Raw genomic sequence first — 26,075 nt, forward strand, 5'->3', positions numbered from 1 at the left:
TAGAAGCATTCTTTACAGGAGTTTTACATGGGCATTCGTATAACAGGTACAGGGTTATTTCACCCAACCGAATCTATTTCTAATGAAGAGTTGGTTGAAAGTTTAAATGCTTATGTAGAACAATTTAATCAAGAAAATGCTGACAAAATTGCAGCAGGTGAGATCGAAGCATTGCGTGGTTCAAGCCCAGAATTTATTGAAAAAGCTTCTGGTATCCAACGCCGTTATGTGGTCGAAAAATCTGGTATTCTTGACCCAAAACGCTTACGTCCACGTTTACAAGAGCGTAGTAATGATGAACTTTCACTTCAAGCGGAGTGGGGCGTCATTGCTGCAAAACAAGCGATGGAAAATGCAGGTGTAACCGCAGAAGACATCGATGTTGTGATCTTAGCTTGTTCAAATATGCAACGTGCCTACCCAGCGGTTGCAATTGAAATTCAGTCAGCTTTGGGTATCCAAGGTTATGCTTATGACATGAATGTGGCTTGTTCTGCTGCAACATTTGGTTTGAAGCAAGCCTATGATGCAGTGAAATGTGGCGCACGCCGTGTATTATTACTCAATGTTGAAATTACCTCAGGTCATTTAGACTACCGTACCCGTGATGCACATTTCATTTTCGGTGATGTTGCAACGGCTTCAATTATCGAAGAGACTGAAACTAAATCAGGCTATGAAATCCTAGATATTCATTTATTTACTCAATTCTCAAATAACATTCGTAATAACTTTGGTTTCTTAAACCGCAGTGAAGATGCTGTGGTTGATGACAAATTGTTCCGCCAAGATGGTCGTAAAGTTTTTAAAGAAGTTTGCCCATTGGTTGCAAAAATTATTACTGCACAGTTAGAAAAACTTGAATTAACTCCTGAACAAGTGAAGCGTTTCTGGTTGCATCAAGCCAATGCCAATATGAATGAGTTAATTTTAAAATTGGTTGTTGGTAAAGATGCTGATTTAGATCGAGCACCAATTATTTTGGATGAGTTTGCTAACACTTCTTCTGCGGGCGTAATTATTGCGATGCATCGTACAGGTGAGCAAGTCAATAATGGCGAATATGCTGTGATCTCTTCATTTGGTGCAGGATATTCGGTTGGTTCGATTATCGTACAAAAACATATTGCTTAAAGTTTATAGGCAAAAATAAAAAACCGCATCAATGATGCGGTTTTTTTTTGATTTCAGCTTATTTAAGTAAGATCGCTAGGTCGATGACTTGTGGAGTCGTGTTACCACCAATAGTTGAAGCTGCTAGATTTGGTGTTCCATCTACACTGATAGCTAAACGTGCTCTTGGAGTTGTAATAGTCGTGTCACTATTTAGATCTATGCGATATAACACAGAAGGTCCAGAAGCACCTGAGACTGCTGCTAAAGCTAAACCATTATCACCACCAGCAATATCAAAGCCATTATCTATACCTAAGTTGACTCCTAAATTACCGATCAGGTTTAATGTGCCTGCGTTTGGTGGATTCTGTTTAGTGAGAGTTTTGCCTGTTTGATCAAGATCAAATAGTTCAGTAGCAAGCGTTGAAATTGGTGTAGCAAAACTATTGGTATATGCTGCTGCAGTGACTTTAGCATCAGCAATTCCGTTAATATCACCATCTTTTATAGTATCGCCAGTATCGACGTTAATTCTTAAGTTCTGTCCATTATTGCTGATTACGCGGAGTCGATCTGCTGTAGGGTTGAAATCAACTGCGAAACTTGTTCCATCTAATGTTGTGAAACTACTACCCGTCGCAGGTTTGAGTGAGGTAATCAGGTTAGCCATTCCTGTATCTGTATTTATAGTATACAAGTTTGCTTTATTGGTAAGACCATAAAGTTTTCCAGAATTGGTCATAGTGGTTCTGAGTCTGTAATCAATTCCAATAAATTTCTCATCAACGAGTAAACCTGTGATGGTTTTTTCCATCACCGCATTTGGATTATTTAAAGCAAAGTTCAATAATTTATTATTGGCTGTCAATCCATAAGCTTGAGCGGTGGCATCACTTGCTCTTTTTAATGCGATACCGCGAATTCCCATACTATTAAAGTTACTATTTAGGTCACCAGATGCAAAAATGGCATAATTGCTTGTTCCTACATTTGCTAGATTAAGTTGAAAGAATTTATAACCACCAGTATTGAGTTTTAGCGCTGCGAAGCCGACGTTACTCACAGGATCGATGTCAAATCCACCACCGCCATTAATGTTTATATCTGCTCCCAACGCAGCTGAAACACCCAATGTTCCAGCATTCGCATTTTGGATATAAATTCGATCACTATTTTGATCAATACTATAGAGTTTGGTTGATCCAGTTCCTGCAAATGCATTGGTATATGCACCAGCGACAATGGTAGGGTTGCTTTCTGTCAAATTGATAGCGCCATCAGTAATCGTTGCGCCAGTATCAACATTTATTCGTAAGTTCTGTCCTGTGTTGCTCATGACTCGTAGACGATCTGCGACTGGGTTGAAGTTAACTGTAATTAAATCGGCATCACCCATAATTTTACTAAAAGGGGCATTTCCGTCAGTCGTATCAGTAGGGTCAGCCATTAATTTTTTTATAAAAGTGGCTGAACCAGTTGCAGGATTTAAAGTATAAATATTACCTAATAATCCCACCGCATAAAGTTTTCCATCTTTCGGGCGATAATCGATTCCAACGAGTTCATCATCTGTTTGTAGACCTGTAATTTTAAGATTTGACACGATTTTATTTGGCATCATTCGATCAATTGAACTGATCATACCGTTGTTTGTTAAGATTAATGTGTCACCTGTATTAGTATTTGTAGTTTCTGTATCGTTGTTAGAATCATTATTACAACCCAATAATATTAGGCTACCCAGAGTTGCTGCAGTCAAAGTTAATGCTCGTTTATTCATAGTCGTTTATCCTGATACATATTTTGGTTATAAGAAGCTTTTGAGAAGGATTCCCTGTTATTTATTAACTCTGAGCTTCTTGTTATTGGATTGCTGTAATGGGGGGGCTAGCCTTAGAAAAAGATTTCGACTTTTATTTTTAAATGAATAATTTAAAAATCTTATATTTACTTTTGTTAGATTAAGTGGGGCAAGCTTGAAAGTAAACTAGTGTTTTTAAGTGATTTTTTCGTATTTGAGTTTTGAGTTGTAATTATTCACACCAACTTCACGGCAGCTAAGAAACTCTAAATTATTAAAGTAATTGTTATGAAAAAATATAATCTTTAAAACTCAAAAATAAAAAATCGAGAGAATTTTAAAACTCTCTCGATTTCGATATATTTATTGCTTACGCTTCGACAGTTTGTACTGTGATTTTTTTTGCATGATCGACTTTACGTCGTACTGCTGGAACAGATTCGCCGTGATATTGACGATCTGCGAAATAGCTCGAACGAACCATCGGCGCTGACCAAATATTTCTAAAACCTAATTTACGACCATGTTCAGCATAACGCTCAAACTCTTCTGGTGTAACAAAACGATCAATCGGTGCATGCTGTTTAGAAGGTTGTAGATATTGACCAATAGTCACGTAATCTACGTCGTGCGCACGAAGATCATCGAGTAAAGCAATCACTTCCTCTTCTGTTTCACCAATCCCAACCATCAAACCACATTTCGTTGGTACGTCAGGACAGTATTCTTTAAACATTTTTAAAAGATTTAAAGAATGTTGATAGTCAGAACCTGGACGCATTGCTTTGTATAAGCGAGGAACAGTCTCGATATTATGATTGAAAACATCGGGTGGACATTCGGTCATGATGCGTAAGGCAATATCCATACGCCCACGGAAATCTGGAACTAAAATTTCTAATAAAGTTTTTGGACTGAGTGCGCGAGCTTCTTTAATACAATCCACAAAGTGTTGAGCACCACCATCTAATAGATCATCACGGTCTACAGAAGTAATCACTGCATACTTAAGACCTAAGTTAGAAATGGTTTCAGCCATGTGGCGTGGTTCATCAGGGTCTAATGCATTTGGTCGACCATGCGCCACGTCACAAAACGGGCAACGGCGAGTACAAATATCACCCATGATCATAAAAGTAGCAGTGCCACCACCAAAACACTCAGGGAGGTTAGGGCAGGCAGCTTCTTCACAAACAGTATGGAGTTTTTGCGAACGTAGAGTTGTTTTTATACGCTGAACCTCTTCAGGTGCAGTCATTTTGACGCGAATCCAGTCTGGTTTACGAGGCACTTCAACCGTAGGTATAACTTTTACAGGAATTCTTGCGACTTTTTCTGCGCCACGAAGTTTTATGCCCTGTTCAGGTTTACGGTGTTCAGACATATTATTTTCTACAACCTATTGCTTGAGATATTCGATTATTATAGTCAAATTTATGGGTTTATAGGATGAATTAGGTATTCATTTTGAAAATGTGAATATATAAAAATATATGGTTGAGAAATACATCAAGCCATAGCATATTAGTTATCATATATGAAGTAAACAGCGAAGAGACAAAGGAGCTTTGAATGCCACGTAAGAAAGAGGTCGTTGGTGGGAATGTTGTAAAATTTGATGCAGTCATTCTCGGTTCTGGCCCAGCTGGTGAAGGCGCGGCAATGAAGCTAGCTAAAGCAGGTAGACGTGTAGCGATCGTTGATATACGTGATCAACTTGGTGGTAATTGTGCTCACGTAGGAACAATTCCGAGTAAAGCATTACGTCAAACAGTATCAAGTATTATTCGATATCAACGTGACCCAATGTTTCAGAAGGTCGGTGAGTGGAAACAATTCACCATGAAACAAGTGCTACGTAATGCACATAAGGTAATTCAACAGCAAGTTGATACGCATACACGTTTCTATGATCGCAACAAAATTGATGTGTTTCATGGACGTGCTTATATCCAAGATAAAAATACGGTTTTGATTTTTGGTCAGGACGGAATCAAGGATACGATCATTTGTAAGCAAATCGTGATTGCAACAGGTAGTCGTCCTTATCAACCACAAGGTTTAGATTTTAATCATCCGCGTGTATTTGATTCAGATAAAATTCTTGATTTGGATTATTCAATTCAAAAAATCATTATTTATGGTGCTGGTGTGATCGGTTGCGAATATGCCTCGATTTTCATTGGTTTAGACCATAAAGTTGATTTGATCAATACTCAACAAAAGCTTTTAAGCTACCTTGATGATGAAATCGCAGATGCATTGTCATATCACTTACGTGAACAAGGCGTATTGATTCGACATAATGAGCAAATTGACCGCTTAGAAACCTTTGATGATCATGTGGTTTTACATTTGCTGAGCGGTAAGAAGATTAAAGCTGATGCAATTTTATGGTGCAACGGTCGTTCTGGTAATACAGATGGTCTTGGTTTGGAAAATGTCGGTCTAACACCGAATAACCGTGGTCAGCTGATGGTCAATGATCAATACCAAACTGAAGTTGATAACATCTATGCTGCAGGGGATGTTATTGGTTGGCCATCACTTGCATCGGCTGCTTATGACCAAGGGCGTTGTGCAGGTGCAAATATGGTTGGTGAGAAAAATGTTAAGCCAATTAAAGATGTACCAACAGGTATTTATACAATCCCAGAAATTTCTTCAATTGGTAAGAACGAGCAGCAATTAACTGAAGAAAAAGTACCTTATGAAGTAGGTCAGGCTTCATTCCGTCATCTAGCTCGTGCCCAAATTACGGGTGATACTGTCGGTGAATTAAAAATCTTGTTCCATCGCGATACTTTAGAAGTACTAGGTATTCACTGCTTTGGTAATAATGCGGCAGAGATTATTCACATTGGGCAAGTGGTGATGCATAGTCCAAACAATACGTTGAAGTACTTCGTTGAAACGACATTCAACTATCCAACGATGGCAGAAGCATATCGTGTAGCAGCTTTGAATGGTATGAATCGTTTGTTTTAAATGGCGATGGATTTAGTTCGATAAGCAACAAAATGCCAATCAACTTGATTGGCATTTTGTTATCTGGATTTAGTTAGGAAATTTGCGATGAAAACTAAAATAAATAATCTACTTCTTGTAGTAATCATTTTGTTGCTTGCAGCTTATTTGAGTTTCGATTTTAAAGAAAAGCAAAATACTAGAATTACTAGCAGCACCACACAAACTTCAGTTTCTGATACTAATATTTCTGTCGATGATCAAAACAAGATCATGCAGGCTTATCAACAGCAAAGAAGCAATATTCAAGTTCAAGCGCAGGGTATTGTGAAAGCAGTTTTACCAGATGACAATCAAGGTTCAAAACATCAGAAAATTATTCTTAAACTTGAGAATGGTTTAACGGTTTTGATTGCACATAATATTGATTTAGCCCCAAGAATAGACGGGCTTAAAAAAGGTGATCAGCTTGAGTTTTTTGGTGAATATGAATATAACCCAAAAGGCGGTGTGATTCATTGGACCCATCATGATCCACAAAGAAAACATATTGACGGATGGTTAAAATATAAAGGGAAAATATATCAATGATATTTTCCTTTTATCACTCATTCTATTTGCATGTTCTCAATCAGCTTGTAAGCGCTAATTTCTGACGAGATTTCCATTTAGGTAGGACTTTAGCTAAATAAGCGTCCATGCACCATACAGGGCCAATGAGGAGGAATTGTAAGTCTTTAAAGAAAGAAGGCTTTTTCCCTTCAACTTTGTGACCATAAAATTGGCCAATCCAAGCTATCACAAAGACACCAATATAGAATCCTACGCCTACAGGTAAAATAATAATGAGCCATGCCATAACGGCTAACAGTGCAGCCATTGCAACAGCCAAAACAATATCTAAGCGAGCATAAAATACTAAAGTGAGTACAAGAAGCAAAGCGGTGAGTAGGGTGCTAAAATGAGCCAAAATACCAATAATTGAAAAAAGAATAGCTGGGACACAAACCCAATGAATTTTTTTATTGGTTTGATTTTGATGGCTGTCACTATACTCATCAAACCACGTATCAATTGACTTCATGTTAGTTCCTTTACTGTATTCATTTTTATTTGCTCAATATAACGAATTAAATAAAAAGGGTCAAAATCATTCGCGGATTTGATGTTGCTCCAAAGAATAACTGTAATTTCTAAATTCTTTTGTCTCATAATAAAAAAAGCCACACTAGGTGGCTTTTTTTGGAGAGTGTAAAACTAAGTTATTAAGAACTTGGCCCATCAACTCGTTCGATGCTCACATTACTAGTACCAGAACCAGACATACCAAGTTGCTTTGCAGCACCATAAGATAAATCTAGTACTCGGTTACCATGGAATGGACCACGATCATTTACTTTTACTACAACACTCTTGCCGTTGTCTTTATTTGTTACACGGATATAACAGTTTAAAGGAAGGCTACGGTGAGCTGCAGTTAATCCATTCATATCGAATGTTTCACCGCTTGCTGTTTTACGACCATGAAACTGACGTCCATACCAAGATGCAACGCCACTTTGGCTGAATTTACGAACTGTGTTCGAAGCAACAGTATTCAGTTTTTCAATCACTGAAGGCTCGTCTTCAGGAATATCGATTTTTGCAGCAATCGTTTGGCGACGGATTTGGTCACCTGAACGCTCAGTGATTGAAAGACTATTAACGTTTGAAAAACGCGAATTAAAATTTTGAGAATCTTTGCTTAGTACGCGGGCAGCTAAATTAGAACCATCCACATCATTATTCATTGATGTCGATTGTACCATTTCCGCATGTAACGGGCTTAAACTTAAGCCTGCCGTCAGCGCTAGAATATATTTTAGCGAAAACTGCATTGTATAAACTCCTAGAGAACATGCTTTTCTATTTCAAAAAACAACTTTGAAACATAGTGCACATGTCTAATTATTCACTTTTGCAATTACTTTACTTGAGTGGATAATATTCATCGCTTACGAAGTGTGTCTAGTCTTTAACGATAAATAGTTACAAAAAGGGCAAAAACTTACAGTTTGTGGTTAATAAATAATCAATATTGTAACAAAATATATTTTTTGCTGAATATGTGATCTTTTTGCTTAATTTTTTTATTGACTTTTCGGGATGTTATAAAAAAGCTAGTCTATCGACTAGCTACTTCGGTGCCCAATAACCATACTGCTGTTGCATACATACGACTTTTATTATAAGTCGTAATCACTTGGAAATTTGGATAAGTAATATAGTAAATTGGACCAAATTGGTCTTGTAATTGAATGACATTGACTAAGTCTAAATCATCAATTTTTACCAAAGGGTCAACAGGGGAAACCCCTAGTCTTTTCAATTCTCCATAGGGAATAGGTTGGGTTAAATCCTTGGAAATAATACTATCTGGGTTGTTGCCTAAGTAACGGGCTGGAAACCCAATTGGTCGATCGCGCTGCCAACCATGTTGAGCTAAATAGTTAGCAATAGAGCCAATAGCATCTGTTGCTGAATTTCTTAAATCAATGTGACCATTTCCATCATAATCTACGCCCAACTTTTGAATATTGCTTGGCATGAATTGCGGATAACCAATAGCACCTGCATATGAACCAACGATACTATTTGTTGGATAACCTTCTTTGTACGTCCAAGCGATCAAGGCAGCTAATTCATCACTAAAATAGTCTGCTCGACGAGGATAACCGAAAGCGAGTGTCGCAAGCGCATCTCTAGTGACGAAAGAGCCCTTATTCGCACCATAACCTGTTTCTACACCTAAAATGCCCAGAATGACTGTTTTAGGTACGCCAAACTGCTGTTCAGCACGATTCAACGCATCTTGATATTGATTTTTAAAGTTTGCCCCGCGTTGAATAGTGCCATCAACAAGAAACATTGAACGATATTCATACCAAGGTTTACTTTCGCCTGGGCGAGTCATGATATTGAGAATATTAGGTAAATCTTTAGCGCCACTCATGGCTGCATCAATTTGTTCACTCGTTAAATTATAAGTTGACATTGCTTTCTGCTTAAAAGCAAAGTAATTCGGATGTGTATAAAATTCATTTGCTTGAGCCCAATTACTGCTGACAAATAAACTGGCACTCAAACCAAGCAATTTAAAAGTTTTATTTAAATTAGGAAGAAACATATGTTTATAAAATTCCTCATTATCGATGTGTATGAATAGACATCACCAGTCCAAAAGTAGACATCAGGGTAATAATTGCCGTCCCACCATAACTCATGAAGGGTAAAGGCACACCAACTACGGGTAAAATACCACTGACCATACCTGCATTTACAAATACATAAACAAAAAATGACAAACCAAATGCGCCTGCGACCAAGCGACCATAGTTATGGAAGCTCTGCAATCCAATTTGGAATGTTCTAAAGATAATTGCACAATAAAGAATAATAAGTAGTGTGACGCCAATTAAGCCAAATTCTTCAGAATAAGCGGCAATAATAAAGTCGGTATGGCCTTCAGGTAAGAAATGTAGATGAGATTGGGTGCCTTCTAAGAACCCTTTACCTGAGAATCCTCCTGAGCCAATCGCAGTTTTAGACTGAATAATGTTCCAACCTGTGCCAAGAGCATCTGCCTCAGGATCTAATAATGTAAGAACACGCTGACGTTGATAATCATGTAGTAAAAATTCCCAAGCAATTGGAATAATAATTGCGGCTAGACCTGCTGCTGCAGCGATGAGTCGCCAAGATAAACCACTTAAAAATAGTACGAAAATACCACTGGCCAGAACCAATAGTGATGTACCTAAGTCAGGCTGTTCTGCAATAAGTAGAAAAGGTACGACAATCAACATCAATGACAGTACAACTTGTGAAAGGCTCGGAGGTAATGCTTTTCGTGATAGAAACCAAGCAATCATCATTGGCATACCAATCTTCATAAATTCACTGGGTTGCACACTGCCGAAGCCAGGGATATCAATCCAACGTTGTGCTCCCATACGGACTTCGCCAAAAATGACGACTGCCACTAAGGAAAGTACACCAAACACATAAAAATAAGGTGAAAATGCCTGATATACCTTTGGGGGGATTTGAGCCAAGCTAAACATAACAATAAAGCCAATCCCAAAGCTCATTGCTTGCTTACTGACTAGTCCGACATCTTGCGCAGAAGCACTATATAATACTGTGAGTCCAAGTAAGGCATTTAAAACCAAAAAAGAACAAAGCCAAGGGTCGATATGCAATTGTTGCCAACGAGAGGGCTGTGCAGCTGTACTTAAGCCATCACGAGGTGCTTGACGTAAAAATTTGTATTGTGAGCTTGGGGACATGTGATTCTAAATCAGGTAAATCAAGGCTTCGCGAATGCTAACATAAATGCGGATTTAGAGCGTGCAAATTTAGAAAATGTGAGATCTATAAGTATCCAGTTTATAATTGGAATGATCATCTGTTATCTATGAATTATATTAAATAATTATTATAAATCAATGTTATATATTAAATGTTATATTGCATGCACCTAATAAAAAGCGATGGTTCCATGACCATCGCTTTTGCATCATTTGGCGAATTACTTTTGAACCAATAACTGATCAAAATGTTTTGCAAATACTTCAAGTTCACCTTGGCTTAAACCTGGGATGAGCTTGTTGATCACAATATGAACGGCTGTTTCGACACCACTGGTTGCAACGCTCGCAACACCGCGTTTCATCATGCCCAGACCCAGCGTTTTGTTAAATTCGGTCATGAAGTGGTGAATCAATGCATCAGCAAAAGTTTTAAATTGCTGGGTTAATGCATCACGTTGTGCCTTGCCATTTCCAGCAGCGACTTCTGCAAAGCTTTTCTTCATGTCAGCGACCAACGTATCAGGCAGAACCGTACCAAGACGTTGTTGACCCTCATTGTCAGTAAACAGGCTTTTTTCCATAAACGACAACGATTCAAGAACCTGCTCGTTTGGTGCCTTGCCTAATAACTGTTTAAGTAAAGTCTCAACAATGCCACGGATTTTGATTGCAAGCTTCTCGGTAGTGTCACGCTTATCACTTGGCGGAAATTGTTGAACCAGCTTAATCAGCATGTTGTCTAGTAATTCATCCGTCAATTGTAAAGAGATTTTGTCACGTAAAGGGTATTGTGGTTCTTTACTGTCACGGCTAGCCTGTGCAAGTTGAATATCCTGACTCAAACCTGCTGATGGAAGAATACCGAAATAACTGGTCATTGAAACATTTCCTCTATATCAAATTTATTCGTTTTATTGTCTCGCCAAGCGAATTGGCTCGGGCATCCATGACAAGTCTGATACACGGCATGGGTTAATATCCAAGCCTCCACGGCGTGTATAGGTTGCATAGACCATCAACTTTTCAGGTTGAAGCAATTGCCAAATATCAGCAAATATTTGCTCGACACATTGCTCATGGAAACCATTGTGCTGACGGTACGAGATAATATAGGCTAATATGCTGCGATAACAAGGTTTTTTACCTTGAAAACGAATAAAAATCGTACCCCAATCTGGTTGTCCTGTGACTGGACAATTACTTCTTAAAAGATGAGAGTAAAGTTCAATTTCAACACTTTCTTGGGTCGCAGGATCTAACCTTAATAGAGTTGAATCTGGATGCTCAGATAGACGCTCAGGGATGAGATCATCAATACAAATCCCTTGCGGTTTAGAAATTTCTAAATCATCAACTTGGAATAATTCTAGTTCAACTTTTCCACCCGCCGCATTGGATAAGTCACGTTCAACCGTTTCGACAAAAGCTTGTTGAGACTCAAACTGAGTAAAGTTCATGCTATTGAAATAAAGTTTAAGTGACTTTGATTCAATTAAGTTGGGGGAGTTGGCGGGTAAGGTTAAACGACCAATCGCCACTTGTGGTAAACCAAGATGATTCAGCCATGAAATTTCAAATACATGCCACCAGTCTTTACCTTGTGTAATTCCTTCAACATGCAAATACTGTTGACGAGACTCAGCGCGAGCAATTGGAAATAAAACATCGGGCTGATATTGAGTAGGGTATTGGGTGTCTTTACCCAATAAAGAATGTTCAACACTCATTCACGCATTCCTGAACCACGAGCTAATAAACGATAAGCAACTGCATAGAGCGCAACACAGCATAGTGTAACGATACTTAGTGAGAACGTTACATTGACGTCACTGTGCCCTAAAATGCCAAAACGGAAAGCATTGACCATATATACAATTGGATTGACTAAAGATAAATTTTGCCAAAATGGGCTAAGCGCACTAATCGCATAAAAGACACCACCTAAATAAGTAAGTGGAGTTAATACAAAAGTCGGGATAATAGAGATATCATCAAATGACTTCGCATAAACCGCATTGATGAAACCACCAAGCGAGAATAATAGTGAAGTAATAATGACAGTATATATAGTAACGAATAGATTATAAATTTCTAAGTGAGTAAAGAATAAACTCATGATGGTCACAATCAAACCGACCAACACACCACGACATACGCCACCAATCACATAGCCCCAAAGAATCAGGTGTAAGGGCACAGGGCTCATGATCAGTTCTTCAATACTTTTTTGAAATTTGGCACTAAAGAAACTTGATGAAACGTTGGCATAGCTATTGGTAATTACCGCCATCATGATCAGGCCTGGCACAATAAATTGCATATAGCTAAAGCCACCCATTTCGCCAATACGAGAGCCAACTAAGTTGCCAAAAATCACAAAATATAGGCTCATTGTGATTGCTGGTGGTAATAAAGTTTGTGGCCATATCCGCATGAAACGGCGAATTTCTTTAACAACCAAAGTCCAAAGTGCTGTTTTTAATTGATTAAAGTTCACTGATTCGCTCCAGCAAGATTCTTCTCGACCATTTTCACGAATAATTCTTCCAAACGATTGGATTTATTGCGCATACTGCTGACTTGAATATTTTGTGATTGTAATAGTAAAAACAAATCATTCATGCTATGGGCTTTATCCATAGTGACTTCTAATGTCATTGGATCAATTAAATTAAATTTGAAGCCGATGATATCCAGTTGCAAATTTTCAATAGGTTCAGCGAGGTCACAGATGAATGATTCTTCATTGAGCTGATTAAGAAAGCCTTTCATGGTGGTATCTTCTTTAATCACACCACGATCAATAATTGCGATGCGACGACAAAGCATCTCAGCTTCTTCTAAATAATGTGTCGTTAAAATAATTGATGTACCTTTTTCATTCATTTCAGTGAGAAAATCCCACATTGAACGACGTAACTCAATATCCACACCCGCAGTTGGTTCATCTAATATCAGCAACTTAGGTTCATGCATCATGGCACGTGCAATCATTAAACGACGCTTCATACCACCTGAAAGCATACGTGATTGAATATTACGTTTTTCCCATAAACCGAGTTTTTCTAAATAATATTCAGCACGTTGTTCAGCATGTTTTTTAGGAATGCCGTAATAACCTGCTTGTGTCACTAAGATATCGAAAGTTTTTTCGAATTGACCGAAATTAAACTCTTGAGGAACAACACCAAGACATTGTTTCGCATGGGATGGATGGGTATCTAAGTTATGCCCAAAGATTTCCACTGTACCCGATGTTTTTTTGGTTAAAGAGCTAATGATACTAATCGTTGTAGATTTACCCGCACCATTGGGACCTAATAATGCATAAAATTCACCTTCAGGTACGGTCAAATCAATACCTTTTAACGCCTGAAAACCATTACGATAAGTTTTGGACAAATCGCTCAACACCAAAGCATCAGTCATGAACGTCTCACGTTATTTAATAGAATGCGTATTTTGAGTGATATGAAAAAATAAACCAAGTAGAAAAATAGGTTTCTGGCGTTTTAGAAATAGAACGATTAATTCGATAATTTTGTAAAATGATCTACTTTTAAATTGTCAAATATTAAATTTTTTATTTATTATCAAACTCTTAGAGTTTTAAGTATCGCATCAACTATAGGTACGATTATCAAAATAATCGTAAGCAATAGAGCGTAGCTTTTAAGACTTTTGTTGCTAGCTTAAGACTTAACGATAAATTGATTTTGAAAAAGAAGAATTTTTATTAAAAAAGTAATTAAATAAATACAGCTAATTAATAATAGAGAAAAGCCAACGATTTGTTTTGGCATCTTTACGGTAACTTTTTTGAGTAATTTAAGGTTTACCGCAATCTTTACCGCATCAATTACGGTAATAGTTGGGAAAGCATGGGAAGTTATGATAATAAACTTAAATTAAGAGTTCTTATTGTGCAATGCTTTTGATATGAATTGAAAAACGAATTTGGTGCGCTCAGCGGGACTCGAACCCACGCCACAGGCTTCGGAGACCTGTACTCTATCCAGTTGAGCTATGAGCGCATACATGTGTGGCACATCATAGGCAAAAAATACATATAGGTAAATATAAAGACGTAAGCAATATGATCTATTGTTTATTAAAACAACGATTTTGAACTTTAATTGCCAAAATATTTCAATTATGTTTGCAAATGCTGTACTGAATAATTAATCAACTTCAATGTTTGATTCAATTGTGCTGGTGGAATTCGTGATTCTTGTAGAAAAGTAATCCATTGCATTTGGCAAGCTTTTAATTGCTGTAGGTTTTTGATTATCTGTATTTTTTGTATTAATGGTCTCGCCATTAAACCACAATAAGTTGTTAAGGTTTGGATCATAACTTGTTGGATTTCAATAAAAGGAAGTTTTTCTAAGGTAATAATTTCTGCTTCAAGATTTTCTGCTGGATTAGATATGTTTTTATTTTGATCTGGTTGAATGTGTGAGATTTTCGTAGAAGTATTATTCTCTTCTGATGTGACTTCTTCTTCAATATGTATGGATTCGGGTTGTTGATGTGCTAATAAGCCCATATCAATCAGTTGTTGAACTAATTCCGTAGGTGCTATTCTTTCTTTATATCCATGATCAAGTTCTTGAAAATCTTCATGATCAATCAAAAGCAATAAACGACGCTGGCGTGGAGTTAAAGCACTATCACGTTGTTGCAGGGCATTTTGCCCGAGTTCAGTTTTGAAAAAATTAGACATTTCTTAATCCCCACAAGCCTAAGATCTAGCATGAGGATTAAGATAAAGTTAAAAAATGACAATAATATTAACAATTTATTAAATATCATTGTCTTGATTGGAATGGCTGGAAAATAATTTAAAAATTTTCTAAGAGGGCTTATCTAACTAATTTTGTTTCCAATGCCTTACGTAAATAGAGATCAAGATCGTCTTGGCGTAAAAGCCATTGGATATAATCCGTTGGAAGATCTTGAATCGCAGTACCTTTGTGTTTACCAAAAGTAATATTCTTTGGAATACGAGCTTCTTCTGAAGCTATATAAAGCTGTTCAATATTTTCAATGTTTAATTGATGAATGATATGCATCAAAATATTAGCTGTTAAAATAATGTCAGCATCAGCTCTATGAGCACCTTTGAGCATTTCTCTAGCTTTATCACTGCCCTTGGAGATCAGATAAATTAAGGCTGAAATATTATGTGCTTCCGCATTTTCCCAAACACGACGTGCAAGTGCTAAAGTGCAAATTGGTTTAATTTTTGATGTATCTACGCCGCACTTTGCAATAGCTGTAATATCGTAATCAACGTTATGACCGATAATATATTGGGTTTGTTCAGGCAGTTGAAACTCACTGTAAAAAGGTTGATCAGCTAGGTCTGATTCTAATATGTGATGCACCGCCATCGCGGCATAAGAGATAGGTTGACCAACTTGATACAGCTGATCAAAAATCTTTTTCTTATCTAAGCTCAGCTTTCCATGCTCAATTTCAATTGGCGCGTAAGCAATTTCTATAGGCAAACCATTTAATGTATGTGTTTCCGTATCTAAAATAATGGCTTGCATAAAGTTGAACCTAATTGGGTAGGATAGTCTCTCAGACTTTTTATCTTACAAGAAATTTAGGATGAGCTGTGCTTAATCATGCTTAGATTGATTGGATTTTAAATAAATTAGTAGTGTATTGCGCAAATAAAAAACAAATATAAAAGGATATAAAAAAATACTTGAAACAATTTTGTAATAGGCGTAATTGTTATGGACGTAGTTGCCTTAGAAAAATAACATCTAAGGACAAAATCAAAAAAGAAGATAGTTAAGGAAAAACTAAATGAAAATTAAACTATTAACGGTTGCAATGCTGAGCACGACTTTGTTTTTGACAGCTTGTGGTGGCGACGATAATGAATCGGCAGTTTTTGTACCTAAACCTGAGATTCCTGAAAATAATATCAAAGACCCTGTTGTTGGCATGCCAACAGCATATACAAAAAGTGATTTTAGTCTTGTAGCGTCAGAAAGCTCTGTTATGACTTATAAAATGTTAGGTCAAAATGGTCAAGAAACGACGGCAACAAGTTTAGTTTTTGTTCCGAAAGGGACGATGCCAGTGGATGGTTGGAAAATTGTCGCTTGGGCGCATGGAACAACTGGTGTGGCTGATATATGCGCACCGAGTCGTAATGTGACTAATGAATATGTGTATGCAATGATTAGTAAATTTTTGGCAGCAGGTTACATTGTCGTTGCGCCTGATTATGAAGGGCTTGGCGAACCGAGTGGGCGTGAACTTCATCCATTTTTAAATGTAAAAAGTGAGGCATATTCTATTACAGATGCTGTAGTAGCAGCTAGATCATATTTATCTAGTCAAGGAAAAATGACATCACGTCAATGGATGACGGTCGGGCATTCACAAGGTGGACAAGCCGCATTAGGAGCAGCTCAATATGCGAGTCGCGCAAAATTAGACTATAAAGGAACGATTGCTGTAGCACCCGCATCTAATCTTGGTGCAATTTTAACAAATGGAGAGCTATCTGTAAAAGATGCGCCTGTAAACTTTCAAATTCCAGTTTATGCACAACTTGATACTTTTACTGCATTGATTACTGCAGGTCTAAGAAATAATAATTTAACATTCAGTTATTCAAATGTATTTAAATCACCAACTGACTTAATTGCGAGTAAAGCTGAGTCAAACTGCTCAGGTGCGTTAGGCAATGAGTTTGTTAGCGGGATGCAAAATTATTTAAAAACAAATGTTGATTTGAAAAATTACCCACGTACCCAAACAAACTTTATGGCTTTACCTTTGGTGAAAGAGTTTTTAGAAAAAGATTCTCAACCTGCACAAGTTAAGCTTAATCAACCTGTTGTTATTTATCAGGGAGCAAAAGATACAACTGTACCAAAAGAAGCAACGGATGCTTTAGTATTTGATGCAGCTAATAAGGGATCTACTATTCGATATGTAACAAATCCTGAATGGGATCATGGAACGGCATATGTGCTTAATATTGAAAATATTGTGAATGATGTCAAATCAGTAATGCCTGCTAGTAATTAAGAATTTAAGTTTTATAAAAGCCCAATTCTGTGTGTTGAGGATTGGGCTTTTCTGTCTATTTTTTAATGACCACGGTTTCCCAACCGTCATATTCACCATTTAACTGATTCGCTAATTGCGAAAGCTGTAATGTACAGTGATCTATTGATTGCTGATCAACAAATTCAGTTTTAGAAATTTGTAATTGGTATGGAAAACCATCATATTCCTCTATTTTGTTTCTTTGATTTATTTGAAAATCCCACGATAATATTATTTCCACAAATTTATTCAGATCCACTTCATTTTTAAAATATATCCAATGATCTATAGCTCGAGCAACTTCAAGATTATCTCCATGATTTTGAAGATTTTCAATTACAGATCGATTCGAAATGGTTTGCATAATTTCTTTACTTGGATACATATAATTGAAATATGTTGACCAATCTGAATCAAGTTTCTGACCAAACCTATAACGATATTCTGGATAAAACTGCATTACCTCATTAATGATATGTTCTGGATCTGTTCCATCTTCACAATAAAAATATAAATCTCTTAAATGATTATGTGTTAAACGACCAACATACAAGATAGCAAGTTCGCTTGTAAGAGCAGGAATAATTTGATCTTCTATTTGAGCGAGATGTTCAAATTCTTCACTTGAAGATAATCCATCCTCTCTTGAGCAGTTCATCTTTATTTCAACCCAAAGTAGGGTTGATCTATTGGTTATAGGGGCAATTTTAGCCAGAGCTAGATTTAGAAAGTAACTTGCAGGAACTTCATCTATTTGGCACATATAAAAGTTCCAGTCTTCTGGAACTTCAAGAGCTAAATCAGGTGAATCATTTTTTTGTAAATCTTCTTGAAAAGTATTGTTTTTTTTATGCCAAAATTTTAAGAAAGAAAACATATTTAGCTCTTGTGAATTTTTATCGATAGCTTAACAGCTAAATTCAGTCAAATTCACGAATAATTAAATAAATATCAAGCTCTGTAACAGTAAACTTCATGCTATAATTCGCACCAATCTTTAGCACGGCTTAAAAGCCCTAATTTATAGGACCCTCCGCTAATGTTTGCCAATATCTCTATTGCTGAATTTGATCCAGAATTAGCTCAAGCGATTGCTTCGGAAGGCGACCGCCAAGAAGCTCACATCGAGTTAATTGCTTCTGAAAACTATTGCTCTAAAGCTGTAATGGAAGCTCAAGGCTCGAAACTTACTAACAAATATGCAGAAGGCTATCCGGGCAAACGCTATTATGGCGGTTGTGAATATGTTGACGTTATTGAGCAACTTGCAATTGACCGTGCGAAAGAGTTGTTTGGAGCAGATTATGCAAACGTACAACCACATGCAGGCTCACAAGCAAACTCAGCAGTTTACTTAGCGCTTCTTAATCCTGGTGATACAGTATTAGGTATGAGCTTGGCTCACGGTGGTCACTTGACTCACGGCGCTAAAGTTAGCTTCTCTGGTAAAACTTATAATGCGATCCAGTACGGTTTAAACCCTGAAACAGGTGAAATCGATTATGAAGAAGTTGAGCGTTTAGCTTTAGAACATAAGCCACGTATGATCGTAGCTGGTTTCTCTGCTTATAGCCGTGTTGTAGATTGGCAACGTTTCCGTGATATCGCGGATAAAGTTGGTGCTTACCTTTTTGTTGATATGGCGCATGTTGCTGGTTTAGTTGCTGCTGGTGTTTATCCAAATCCAGTTCAAATTGCTGATGTAACGACAACGACTACACATAAAACACTTCGTGGTCCACGTTCTGGTTTAATTCTTGCAAAAGCAAACGAAGAAATCGAGAAGAAACTTCAATCAGCTGTATTCCCAGGCAACCAAGGTGGTCCTTTAATGCACGCAATTGCTGCTAAAGCAATCTGTTTTAAAGAAGCTATGGCACCTGAATATAAAACTTACCAACAGCAAGTTGTTAAGAATGCTCAAGCAATGGCTGAAGTATTCATTGCTCGTGGTTATGATGTTGTATCTGGTGGTACTGATAACCATTTATTCTTATTATCTTTAATTAAACAAGAAGATGTAACGGGTAAAGATGCTGATGCATGGTTAGGCGCTGCTCATATCACAGTAAATAAAAATGCTGTTCCAAATGACCCACGTTCTCCATTCGTGACTTCTGGTATTCGTATTGGTACGCCAGCTGTAACCACTCGTGGTTTTGGTGAAGATGAAGTTCGTGACCTTGCAGGTTGGATCGCCGACATTATCGACAGTAAAGGTAATGAACAAGTGATTGCTGATGTGAAAGCGAAAGTTGAAGCAGTGTGCGCTAAATTCCCAGTTTATGCTGCGTAATTTGTTTCGCTAAATAAAATTCTAAACACACCTCAAACTTTGGTTTGGGGTGTTTTTTATGGTGATGATTTATTGGAGCTAGCTAAAAGAATTCAATTTTTCGGCTGAATCTTTTTGTATTGATGTTACTTGAATAATTCAGCATGTGTTACAGTACGAGTAAAGACAATTTGTGTATCTTGAAGGCGAATTCAAACATGAGGTGCGACAGTTTCAAAAGCCTTATGATAATCAACAAGCTGAGCAAATTTCTCTAATTGTTAAAAACGTAATACTAAAAAGCAAGTTTGATGCCAGTGTTTTGCCTAAGTCCGTAAATATTGCTTTCTTTTTAGAGATGATAATCGATGATTGATATGCGATTGAGTGATTCACTTATATTGTGTAAGCCTCTAATTACCTAATAAATTTAAACTATTAAATTTAATTTGCAGTTGATCCTTGCTCTCTATGTGTAAAGGATCAGGTTTAATGCAATCAATAGGGCAAACTGCAATACATGTGGGTGATTCGTAGAAGCCGACACATTCAGTGCAACGTTGTGGGTCAATTTCGTAGATTTTTGCACCTTCATAAATCGCTTGATTCGGGCATTCTGGCAAGCACATATCACAGTTGATACATGCTGTGGTAATGAATAGCGCCATATTTAATCTGCCGAATATGCAAGGGCATCAGTTTTTAACTGCGTTTTGGCGTGTGGAAGATGACGGATTAATAAGGCATAAGCAATATCGATATCTGCTGAAAGTGGGATTTCCACAATATGTCCAGAACCTTTTGCATTGTCGATTGGATGACCTTTTAAATCACGCATTTCAGTCAAAGTGAAGACAAGATTACCTTTGGGAGTCATGAGCTCAAGTGTATCGCCAACTAAAAATCGATTTTTAACTTCGACTTGAACATAGTCGCCATTGCGCTCAATTATCTCACCACAAAACTGTTGATAGTCGAAATGTGATGAACCATCCTCATAATTTTGGTAATCGCTATGCACATGGCGACGTAAAAATCCTTCTGTGTAACCACGATTTGCCAAACCTTCAAGTTGATCCATTAGACTTGAGTCAAATGGTTGACCTGATAGCGCATCATCAATTGCTTTACGATAAATTTGAGCTGTTCGAGCACAGTAAAAATAGGATTTTGTTCTTCCTTCAATTTTAAGTGAAGCAATTCCCATATGAGTCAAACGATCAACATGTTGAATGGCACGTAAGTCCTTTGAGTTCATGAAATAAGTACCATGTTCATCTTCTTCAGCCGCAAACATTTCTTCATCATTACGTTGTACTAAAACACTTTGAACTAGGTCATCTTGAGCTTTATTGGAACAGCATTGTTTGGATTGTTCTATCTGCTGAACAGGAATCACGTCACCATTGGCATCTTCTTGTGCTTTATGAATTTTATATTCCCAACGACAAGCATTGGTACATGCGCCTTGATTTGCATCTCGTTTATTCATATAACCTGAGAGTAAACATCGTCCTGAATAGGCCATGCATAGCGCACCATGTACAAAAACCTCAAGTTCAATTTCTGGTACATTTTTCTGTATTTCTTCAATTTCTTCTAATGCGAGTTCACGAGAAAGAATGACTCGGCTTAAACCATAGTTTTTCCAGAATTTTACAGTTGCCCAATTAATCGCATTGGCTTGTACCGAAAGGTGGATAGGCATGTCAGGGAAATGTTCACGAACCATCATAATTAAGCCTGGATCCGACATAATTAATGCATCAGGTTGCATCGCAATAATTGGCTCGATGTCACGAATAAAATTTTTAAGTTTGCTGTTATGTGGCTGAATATTAGCAACAACATAGAATTTTTTGCCTAATGCATGTGCTTCATCAATTCCGATTTTTAAATTTTCATGATCAAATTCATTATTACGAACACGGAGACTGTAACGTGGTTGTCCTGCATAAACTGCATCTGCTCCATAAGCAAAAGCATAACGCATATTTTTAAGTGAACCAGCAGGAGAGAGTAATTCAGTAATCATGATGCAAAAGGCATATAAAAAATAGGGAATTATTTTAAAAATATAATTACTAAGATTCAACCAAGCATTTTGCTCGGAATTATAGCTGTTTTTCTCTCATATAAAAAAATAACTCTAGAATTACTGCAACTTTATAAATTATATTGGCTTTGTTGCACAAAGGTTTGAAAGACAATGCTACCCTAATTGAGCTAAATTCAAGTGATAACTTGGATATGAAAGTTGTCTAATTGTTTGAATTTATTAAAAATTTATACATGTGAATGAATCTGATTCATCTGACTAGGAAAACTCCTTGCTGTTAATTTATCACCTAATAATTTGATGCAATGCATTTTGGTTTCCACTAAACTTCGATGATGATAACCAGACCATTTTTTCCAGAGTGACCTACCTACCCGTTTGACTGTTTTTAATAATTCATTCCTCTCTAAATATCTTAATTTCTTATCTTTCCAAAGCTTTGCATGCTTCCTAGTAGTAATGACTGCATGTGCATCTCGATCTAAAAAGATTTGTCGGCTCGGAATATCAATATGCTTTTGTCGTCTACAGAGGGTGGAGTAATCTGGTGCTGTCCAATTCAAACATTAGTTGTACGGTAGGTTTTAGTCACAGGCTTCTTCAACTAGAAATTATATTGCTGAAGAAGCCTTCAAGAATAGCTTTGTGCAACAAAGCCTTCTAACATCAATAAAAATGACGATTAAGATTGAATTTTAAACTATATCTAAATATTCACTCTATGCTAGGCTTAAGAAAAAAGGATAAGCCTATGGATGCCATTGAAATAAAAGATTTCTCAGCTCTGACTGGGTATACAAATGCCATTTTAGCAATCGATGAGTGGCTTGAACACAAACCTTATTTCTATGTGATTAAGGATCAGTATTTGATTGATGAGGCTATTCGTGTTGAATATATCATTATTCAATAATTTTGAATTTAAAGGAGCTTATAAATGACAAAAACCGATTGTTTATAGACTTATCTATTATGTATTGTTGATCTGAAATTGGGGTTTTTGTTTCAAGTAATAGACATAATATTTTGATTTATTTGTTATCTTTAAATTTTTGCAAGATTTCAAATTATGAAGAAAATTCTATTTTTAGCTTTAGCACTTACTACATTAACAGCGTGTTCTTTAACACCCAGCAAGGATGTTACTCCACCTAAAATTGGTAAGGCAAATCCTGCAAGCCAATACTGCGTTGAACAAGGAGGTCAGCTTGAGATTCGCAATGAGGCAAATGGTCAGGCTGGATATTGTAAATTGCCTAATGGGCAAGTGATTGAGGAATGGACATTTTTCCGTGCAAATCAAAGTAAATGTGTTGCTGATGAAGCACAAAAACTTGTAGGGCAGTCTGGTTTAACCGAACAGCAAATTAAGCAAAAAACCAAGTCCGAAATTGTGCGTAGTGTAGGACCAGATCAGCCCGTAACGATGGATTACCGTGAAAATCGAGTGACGGTAATGATTGATCCGCAATCTAAAAAAATTCTTAGCGCAAATTGTGGTTAATTGGTGAACTAGGTTCTTGCTTTCAAGTTGGTATCTACCAATTTGAAAGCTTTTCTCATCTAAATGAAAGATAGACCTTGATAAATCTACTTTTGTACCCATCAATTATAATATCGCAGTAATATTTTTCGTTTTGGCTTTAACCAAAAGTATAATCACTGTATTTATTTTCTAATTTTTGAGATAGACGAAACTTTGACATGAATCTACTTCTTATCGTAGTGTTTGGCGCAATTGCTGAGATATTAGTATGGATCGGCGTGGGCGACCTTGTTGGGAGTATGTGGTACGTATTCTTTTGGTTTGTTATAACTTTTTTCGTGGGTTTGAATCTCGTTCGTTCTAGTACATCTAATATTATGCCGCAATTGCAACAAATGCAGATGACAGGTAAACTTGGAGCTGATCCTGCTGTTACTAAAAAATTAGCAATTGCAATGTCGGGTTTCTTGTTAATGATTCCTGGTTTAATTTCTGATGTATTGGCTGTATTGGTTTTAATTCCTGCAGTTCAAACAGCGTTTAGAAATATGTTGATGAAAGCAATGGCAAAGCGTCAACAGGCGATGATGGATCAAATGATGGGTGGTAATGCTGCTGGTCAGAATCCATTTGCTGATCTCATGCGTCAAATGCAGGACATGCAGAATCAACAACAAGGTGGTGGTCAATATCGTGACTCAACCATTATTGATGGCGAAGCGAGAGAAGTTCAACCTGATCAAAAGAAAATTGAATTCAAAGATGTTAATTAGTCGTTGATACGCTTAAAAAGCACATCCTAGTTGATGTGCTTTTTTATGCTTTATTTTTTACACTTTGCTCTTGTTTAGATTCTGTTTTGTCTGGTGTTTGTTGTTCTTTGCTCTGAGGTTGATAGTGGGTAGGAGGGAGATTTGTTATTTCATTTTCAGATTGTTTATATGAACGACTTCGATTAGCTCGTTCACGAAATCCACCTTTATTGATCAATTGAGTCATAGTAATGTCATCTATGATTTAAAAGATATATTTTAACAAATTATGTGAAAGATCAAAATAATACTGAGCGTTAGTTGAATCTAGCTTTGCATATCTTCTTTACAATGTATCGAAGAGAATTGTTAATTTGAATGAATTGCCTTTAAAACTAGATTGAATTCTGATTTTTTTTCTCATAGGATAAAAGTGTTACGAAAGAAATTGTTGTAAATAGTAAGTGGATGGAGGAATGATGTTATATCAATATCATTGCGCATGTTGTGACAAGGTAGTCGCTTCAACAGATAAGGAATGCCCTTATTGTGGTTCTCAGCATATTAGAAGTCCTTATGGTTTATGGATGTTCTGTGTGGCTGCATGTTTTGTAGTTGTACTTGTAATTAAGATGGTACATGTATATTCATTACATTATGAGGAAGATCAAACAACTCAGACAAGTTCTTTATTTGAAATGTTTAAACAAGATAGTGCTGAATCTAATAAATAATAATAAATAAAAAAGTTCGCAATTTGCGAACTTTTTTATAAGCGATAAACTTATAGTCCCGCAGCATCTTTAAGAACGTCGACTTTATCTGTCTTTTCCCAAGTAAATGCAGAATCTGAACCTTCACGACCAAAGTGACCATAAGCAGCTGTCTGCTTATACATTGGCTGAATTAAGTTCAGCATACGAGTGATACCGTATGGACGTAAATCAAAGTGCTCACGAACCAATTGAATGATTAATTCGTCTGATACTTTACCTGTATTGAAGGTATTGATTGAAATCGAAGTCGGTTCAGCAACACCAATTGCATAACTGACTTGGATTTCACATTTATCCGCTAAACCGGCTGCAACAATATTTTTTGCAACATAACGACCTGCATAGGCCGCAGAACGGTCAACTTTTGATGGATCTTTACCAGAGAAAGCACCGCCACCATGACGTGCCATGCCGCCATAAGTATCTACAATAATCTTACGACCAGTTAGACCACAGTCACCTACAGGGCCACCAATCACAAACATACCTGTTGGATTGATATGGAATTTTGTACCCGCATGGAACATTTCAGCAGGAATAATCGGTTTTACGATTTCTTCAATCACAGCTTCTTTTAAGTTAGCTTGACTAATTTCAGGATCGTGCTGAGTTGAAAGTACCACAGCATCTAGACGAACTGGCAGACCATTTTCATAAGCAAATGTTACTTGGCTTTTTGCATCAGGGCGCAACCAAGGTAAAGCACCTGAACGGCGTAATTCTGCTTGACGCTCCATTAAACGATGCGCATAAGAAATTGGGGCAGGCATGAGTACGTCAGTTTCACGACTTGCATAACCGAACATTAAGCCTTGGTCACCAGCACCTTGATCTTCAGGTTTCTGGCGGTCAACACCTTGTGCAATCTCAGGAGATTGTTTACCGATCATATTGATCACGGCACATGTTGAACCATCAAAACCTAAATCTGAGTGATGGTAGCCAATACCATTCACGGTTTGACGCACAATTGCTTCAAAGTCGACATTTGCTGTCGTTGTAATTTCACCAGCAAGAACAACCGCACCTGTTTTTACTAATGTTTCACAAGCGACACGCGCATACGGGTCTTCTTTTAGGATTGCATCTAAAATAGCATCACTAATTTGGTCAGCCATTTTGTCTGGATGACCTTCGCTTACAGATTCTGAAGTAAAAACAGCATACTCGCGCATGAACGTCCTATCATGGTTATTTTCAAAAAGACAGAGTATGTTACATCGACTTGGCGGATAGGACTAGCATAAGCTGACTAAAATGCATGAATTTATTTCATTTTCATTGTGTTTTTATTGATATGTGTATCAGTAGAACTAATATTAATGCTTTAATTAATAGACTTCTTGCAAAAATCAAAAAACGATCAACGTTTTGTTTGTTTTTTATCCACATTAAAAAGTCATGTTCT

At 37.0% G+C, this 26,075-nt stretch carries 26 protein-coding genes, 1 tRNA gene and 1 pseudogene; 9 read left to right on the forward strand and 19 right to left on the reverse strand.

The window, feature by feature from the left end; all coding sequences use genetic code 11:
- Positions 1-27 precede the first annotated feature (27 nt).
- Complete coding sequence (locus tag ABLB98_RS06240; RefSeq protein WP_348883235.1) at positions 28-1,134, forward strand: beta-ketoacyl-ACP synthase III; 1,107 nt, start codon at positions 28-30, stop codon at positions 1,132-1,134.
- 58 nt (positions 1,135-1,192) lie between these two features.
- Here ABLB98_RS06240 and ABLB98_RS06245 read toward each other — a convergent pair whose 3' ends face one another.
- On the reverse strand, positions 1,193-2,896 hold the full coding sequence (locus ABLB98_RS06245) for a DUF4394 domain-containing protein (protein ID WP_348883236.1): 1,704 nt from the start codon (positions 2,894-2,896) through the stop codon (positions 1,193-1,195).
- Between the two features lie 391 nt (positions 2,897-3,287).
- Positions 3,288-4,301: a lipoyl synthase gene (gene lipA, locus ABLB98_RS06250; RefSeq protein WP_348883237.1), complete on the reverse strand. Its 1,014-nt coding sequence runs from the start codon at positions 4,299-4,301 to the stop codon at positions 3,288-3,290.
- A gap of 188 nt (positions 4,302-4,489) precedes the next feature.
- Between lipA and sthA the strand changes: the two genes are divergently transcribed.
- Together sthA and ABLB98_RS06260 are read left to right on the forward strand one after the other, a co-directional pair.
- Positions 4,490-5,905: a Si-specific NAD(P)(+) transhydrogenase gene (gene sthA / locus ABLB98_RS06255; RefSeq protein ID WP_005159656.1), complete on the forward strand. Its 1,416-nt coding sequence runs from the start codon at positions 4,490-4,492 to the stop codon at positions 5,903-5,905.
- A gap of 87 nt (positions 5,906-5,992) precedes the next feature.
- Positions 5,993-6,475, forward strand: coding sequence for a DUF3465 domain-containing protein (locus ABLB98_RS06260; RefSeq protein WP_348883238.1), 483 nt, complete (start codon positions 5,993-5,995; stop codon positions 6,473-6,475).
- Positions 6,476-6,515: 40 nt separating this feature from the next.
- Here ABLB98_RS06260 and ABLB98_RS06265 read toward each other — a convergent pair whose 3' ends face one another.
- The 11 genes from ABLB98_RS06265 to ABLB98_RS06315 form a co-directional block, all read right to left on the reverse strand.
- Positions 6,516-6,968, reverse strand: a complete 453-nt coding sequence (locus ABLB98_RS06265) for a DUF962 domain-containing protein (RefSeq protein WP_004662548.1) — start codon at positions 6,966-6,968, stop codon at positions 6,516-6,518.
- Positions 6,969-7,149: 181 nt separating this feature from the next.
- Positions 7,150-7,761: a septal ring lytic transglycosylase RlpA family protein gene (locus tag ABLB98_RS06270; protein ID WP_005159659.1), complete on the reverse strand. Its 612-nt coding sequence runs from the start codon at positions 7,759-7,761 to the stop codon at positions 7,150-7,152.
- Between the two features lie 287 nt (positions 7,762-8,048).
- Positions 8,049-9,050 carry a lytic murein transglycosylase B gene (mltB, locus tag ABLB98_RS06275; RefSeq protein ID WP_178882796.1) on the reverse strand — a complete coding sequence of 334 codons (1,002 nt, stop codon included), beginning with the start codon at positions 9,048-9,050 and terminating at the stop codon, positions 8,049-8,051.
- A 19-nt stretch (positions 9,051-9,069) separates the two neighbouring features.
- Positions 9,070-10,212: a rod shape-determining protein RodA gene (gene rodA, locus ABLB98_RS06280; RefSeq protein ID WP_005159663.1), complete on the reverse strand. Its 1,143-nt coding sequence runs from the start codon at positions 10,210-10,212 to the stop codon at positions 9,070-9,072.
- A 242-nt stretch (positions 10,213-10,454) separates the two neighbouring features.
- Positions 10,455-11,114: a hypothetical protein gene (locus tag ABLB98_RS06285; protein ID WP_087545902.1), complete on the reverse strand. Its 660-nt coding sequence runs from the start codon at positions 11,112-11,114 to the stop codon at positions 10,455-10,457.
- 33 nt (positions 11,115-11,147) lie between these two features.
- The gene (gene queF / locus ABLB98_RS06290) at positions 11,148-11,963 is read right to left on the reverse strand and encodes an NADPH-dependent 7-cyano-7-deazaguanine reductase QueF (protein WP_348883239.1); all 816 of its coding nucleotides are present in this window, start codon (positions 11,961-11,963) and stop codon (positions 11,148-11,150) included.
- On the reverse strand, positions 11,960-12,733 hold the full coding sequence (locus tag ABLB98_RS06295; protein WP_005159666.1) for an ABC transporter permease: 774 nt from the start codon (positions 12,731-12,733) through the stop codon (positions 11,960-11,962). Before ABLB98_RS06295 ends, queF begins: the two co-directional genes overlap by 4 nt.
- Positions 12,730-13,665 carry an ABC transporter ATP-binding protein gene (locus tag ABLB98_RS06300; protein ID WP_087535903.1) on the reverse strand — a complete coding sequence of 312 codons (936 nt, stop codon included), beginning with the start codon at positions 13,663-13,665 and terminating at the stop codon, positions 12,730-12,732. Before ABLB98_RS06300 ends, ABLB98_RS06295 begins: the two co-directional genes overlap by 4 nt.
- Positions 13,666-14,194: 529 nt before the next feature.
- Positions 14,195-14,270: transfer RNA gene (locus ABLB98_RS06305), tRNA-Arg, on the reverse strand.
- Positions 14,271-14,389: 119 nt separating this feature from the next.
- Positions 14,390-14,962, reverse strand: a complete 573-nt coding sequence (locus ABLB98_RS06310; RefSeq protein WP_348883240.1) for a hypothetical protein — start codon at positions 14,960-14,962, stop codon at positions 14,390-14,392.
- Positions 14,963-15,101: 139 nt separating this feature from the next.
- A complete protein-coding gene (locus ABLB98_RS06315) occupies positions 15,102-15,794 on the reverse strand; it encodes a 3'-5' exonuclease (RefSeq protein WP_087535901.1) in 693 nt (230 codons plus the stop codon).
- Positions 15,795-16,059: 265 nt separating this feature from the next.
- Between ABLB98_RS06315 and ABLB98_RS06320 the strand changes: the two genes are divergently transcribed.
- Positions 16,060-17,298 carry a prolyl oligopeptidase family serine peptidase gene (locus ABLB98_RS06320; protein ID WP_348883241.1) on the forward strand — a complete coding sequence of 413 codons (1,239 nt, stop codon included), beginning with the start codon at positions 16,060-16,062 and terminating at the stop codon, positions 17,296-17,298.
- A gap of 55 nt (positions 17,299-17,353) precedes the next feature.
- Here the strand turns inward: ABLB98_RS06320 and ABLB98_RS06325 are convergent, their stop codons facing one another.
- The gene (locus tag ABLB98_RS06325) at positions 17,354-18,196 is read right to left on the reverse strand and encodes a DUF695 domain-containing protein (RefSeq protein WP_348883242.1); all 843 of its coding nucleotides are present in this window, start codon (positions 18,194-18,196) and stop codon (positions 17,354-17,356) included.
- A 162-nt stretch (positions 18,197-18,358) separates the two neighbouring features.
- Between ABLB98_RS06325 and glyA the strand changes: the two genes are divergently transcribed.
- Positions 18,359-19,615, forward strand: a complete 1,257-nt coding sequence (gene glyA / locus ABLB98_RS06330) for a serine hydroxymethyltransferase (RefSeq protein WP_005159681.1) — start codon at positions 18,359-18,361, stop codon at positions 19,613-19,615.
- Positions 19,616-20,007: 392 nt separating this feature from the next.
- Here the strand turns inward: glyA and ABLB98_RS06335 are convergent, their stop codons facing one another.
- The 3 genes and pseudogenes from ABLB98_RS06335 to ABLB98_RS06345 form a co-directional block, all read right to left on the reverse strand.
- Positions 20,008-20,262: a YfhL family 4Fe-4S dicluster ferredoxin gene (locus ABLB98_RS06335; RefSeq protein WP_087545682.1), complete on the reverse strand. Its 255-nt coding sequence runs from the start codon at positions 20,260-20,262 to the stop codon at positions 20,008-20,010.
- 2 nt (positions 20,263-20,264) lie between these two features.
- Entirely contained in the window at positions 20,265-21,629 is a 1,365-nt protein-coding gene (gene yegQ / locus ABLB98_RS06340) for a tRNA 5-hydroxyuridine modification protein YegQ (RefSeq protein ID WP_348883243.1), read from the reverse strand.
- A 251-nt stretch (positions 21,630-21,880) separates the two neighbouring features.
- Positions 21,881-22,216 (reverse strand): annotated as a pseudogene (locus ABLB98_RS06345) (transposase); the annotation flags it as partial.
- Positions 22,217-22,404: 188 nt separating this feature from the next.
- On the opposite strand from ABLB98_RS06345, the gene ABLB98_RS06350 reads away from it, so the two are divergent.
- The 3 genes from ABLB98_RS06350 (at position 22,405) to ABLB98_RS06360 (ending at position 23,912) form a co-directional block, all read left to right on the forward strand.
- Positions 22,405-22,566 (forward strand): hypothetical protein, encoded by a 162-nt coding sequence (locus tag ABLB98_RS06350; protein ID WP_005159687.1) that lies wholly within the window; start codon positions 22,405-22,407, stop codon positions 22,564-22,566.
- 156 nt (positions 22,567-22,722) lie between these two features.
- Positions 22,723-23,157, forward strand: coding sequence for an I78 family peptidase inhibitor (locus ABLB98_RS06355; protein WP_348883244.1), 435 nt, complete (start codon positions 22,723-22,725; stop codon positions 23,155-23,157).
- A 200-nt stretch (positions 23,158-23,357) separates the two neighbouring features.
- Entirely contained in the window at positions 23,358-23,912 is a 555-nt protein-coding gene (locus ABLB98_RS06360) for an FxsA family protein (protein WP_348883245.1), read from the forward strand.
- Positions 23,913-23,955: 43 nt separating this feature from the next.
- Here the strand turns inward: ABLB98_RS06360 and ABLB98_RS06365 are convergent, their stop codons facing one another.
- Positions 23,956-24,138, reverse strand: coding sequence for a hypothetical protein (locus tag ABLB98_RS06365; protein WP_087535894.1), 183 nt, complete (start codon positions 24,136-24,138; stop codon positions 23,956-23,958).
- Between the two features lie 229 nt (positions 24,139-24,367).
- On the opposite strand from ABLB98_RS06365, the gene ABLB98_RS06370 reads away from it, so the two are divergent.
- Entirely contained in the window at positions 24,368-24,625 is a 258-nt protein-coding gene (locus ABLB98_RS06370) for a hypothetical protein (protein WP_087535893.1), read from the forward strand.
- Positions 24,626-24,675: 50 nt separating this feature from the next.
- Here ABLB98_RS06370 and metK read toward each other — a convergent pair whose 3' ends face one another.
- The gene (gene metK / locus ABLB98_RS06375; protein ID WP_348883246.1) at positions 24,676-25,842 is read right to left on the reverse strand and encodes a methionine adenosyltransferase; all 1,167 of its coding nucleotides are present in this window, start codon (positions 25,840-25,842) and stop codon (positions 24,676-24,678) included.
- Positions 25,843-26,075: the final 233 nt, after the last annotated feature.

This window comes from Acinetobacter yuyunsongii, from assembly GCF_041021915.1.
Classification (GTDB): domain Bacteria; phylum Pseudomonadota; class Gammaproteobacteria; order Pseudomonadales; family Moraxellaceae; genus Acinetobacter.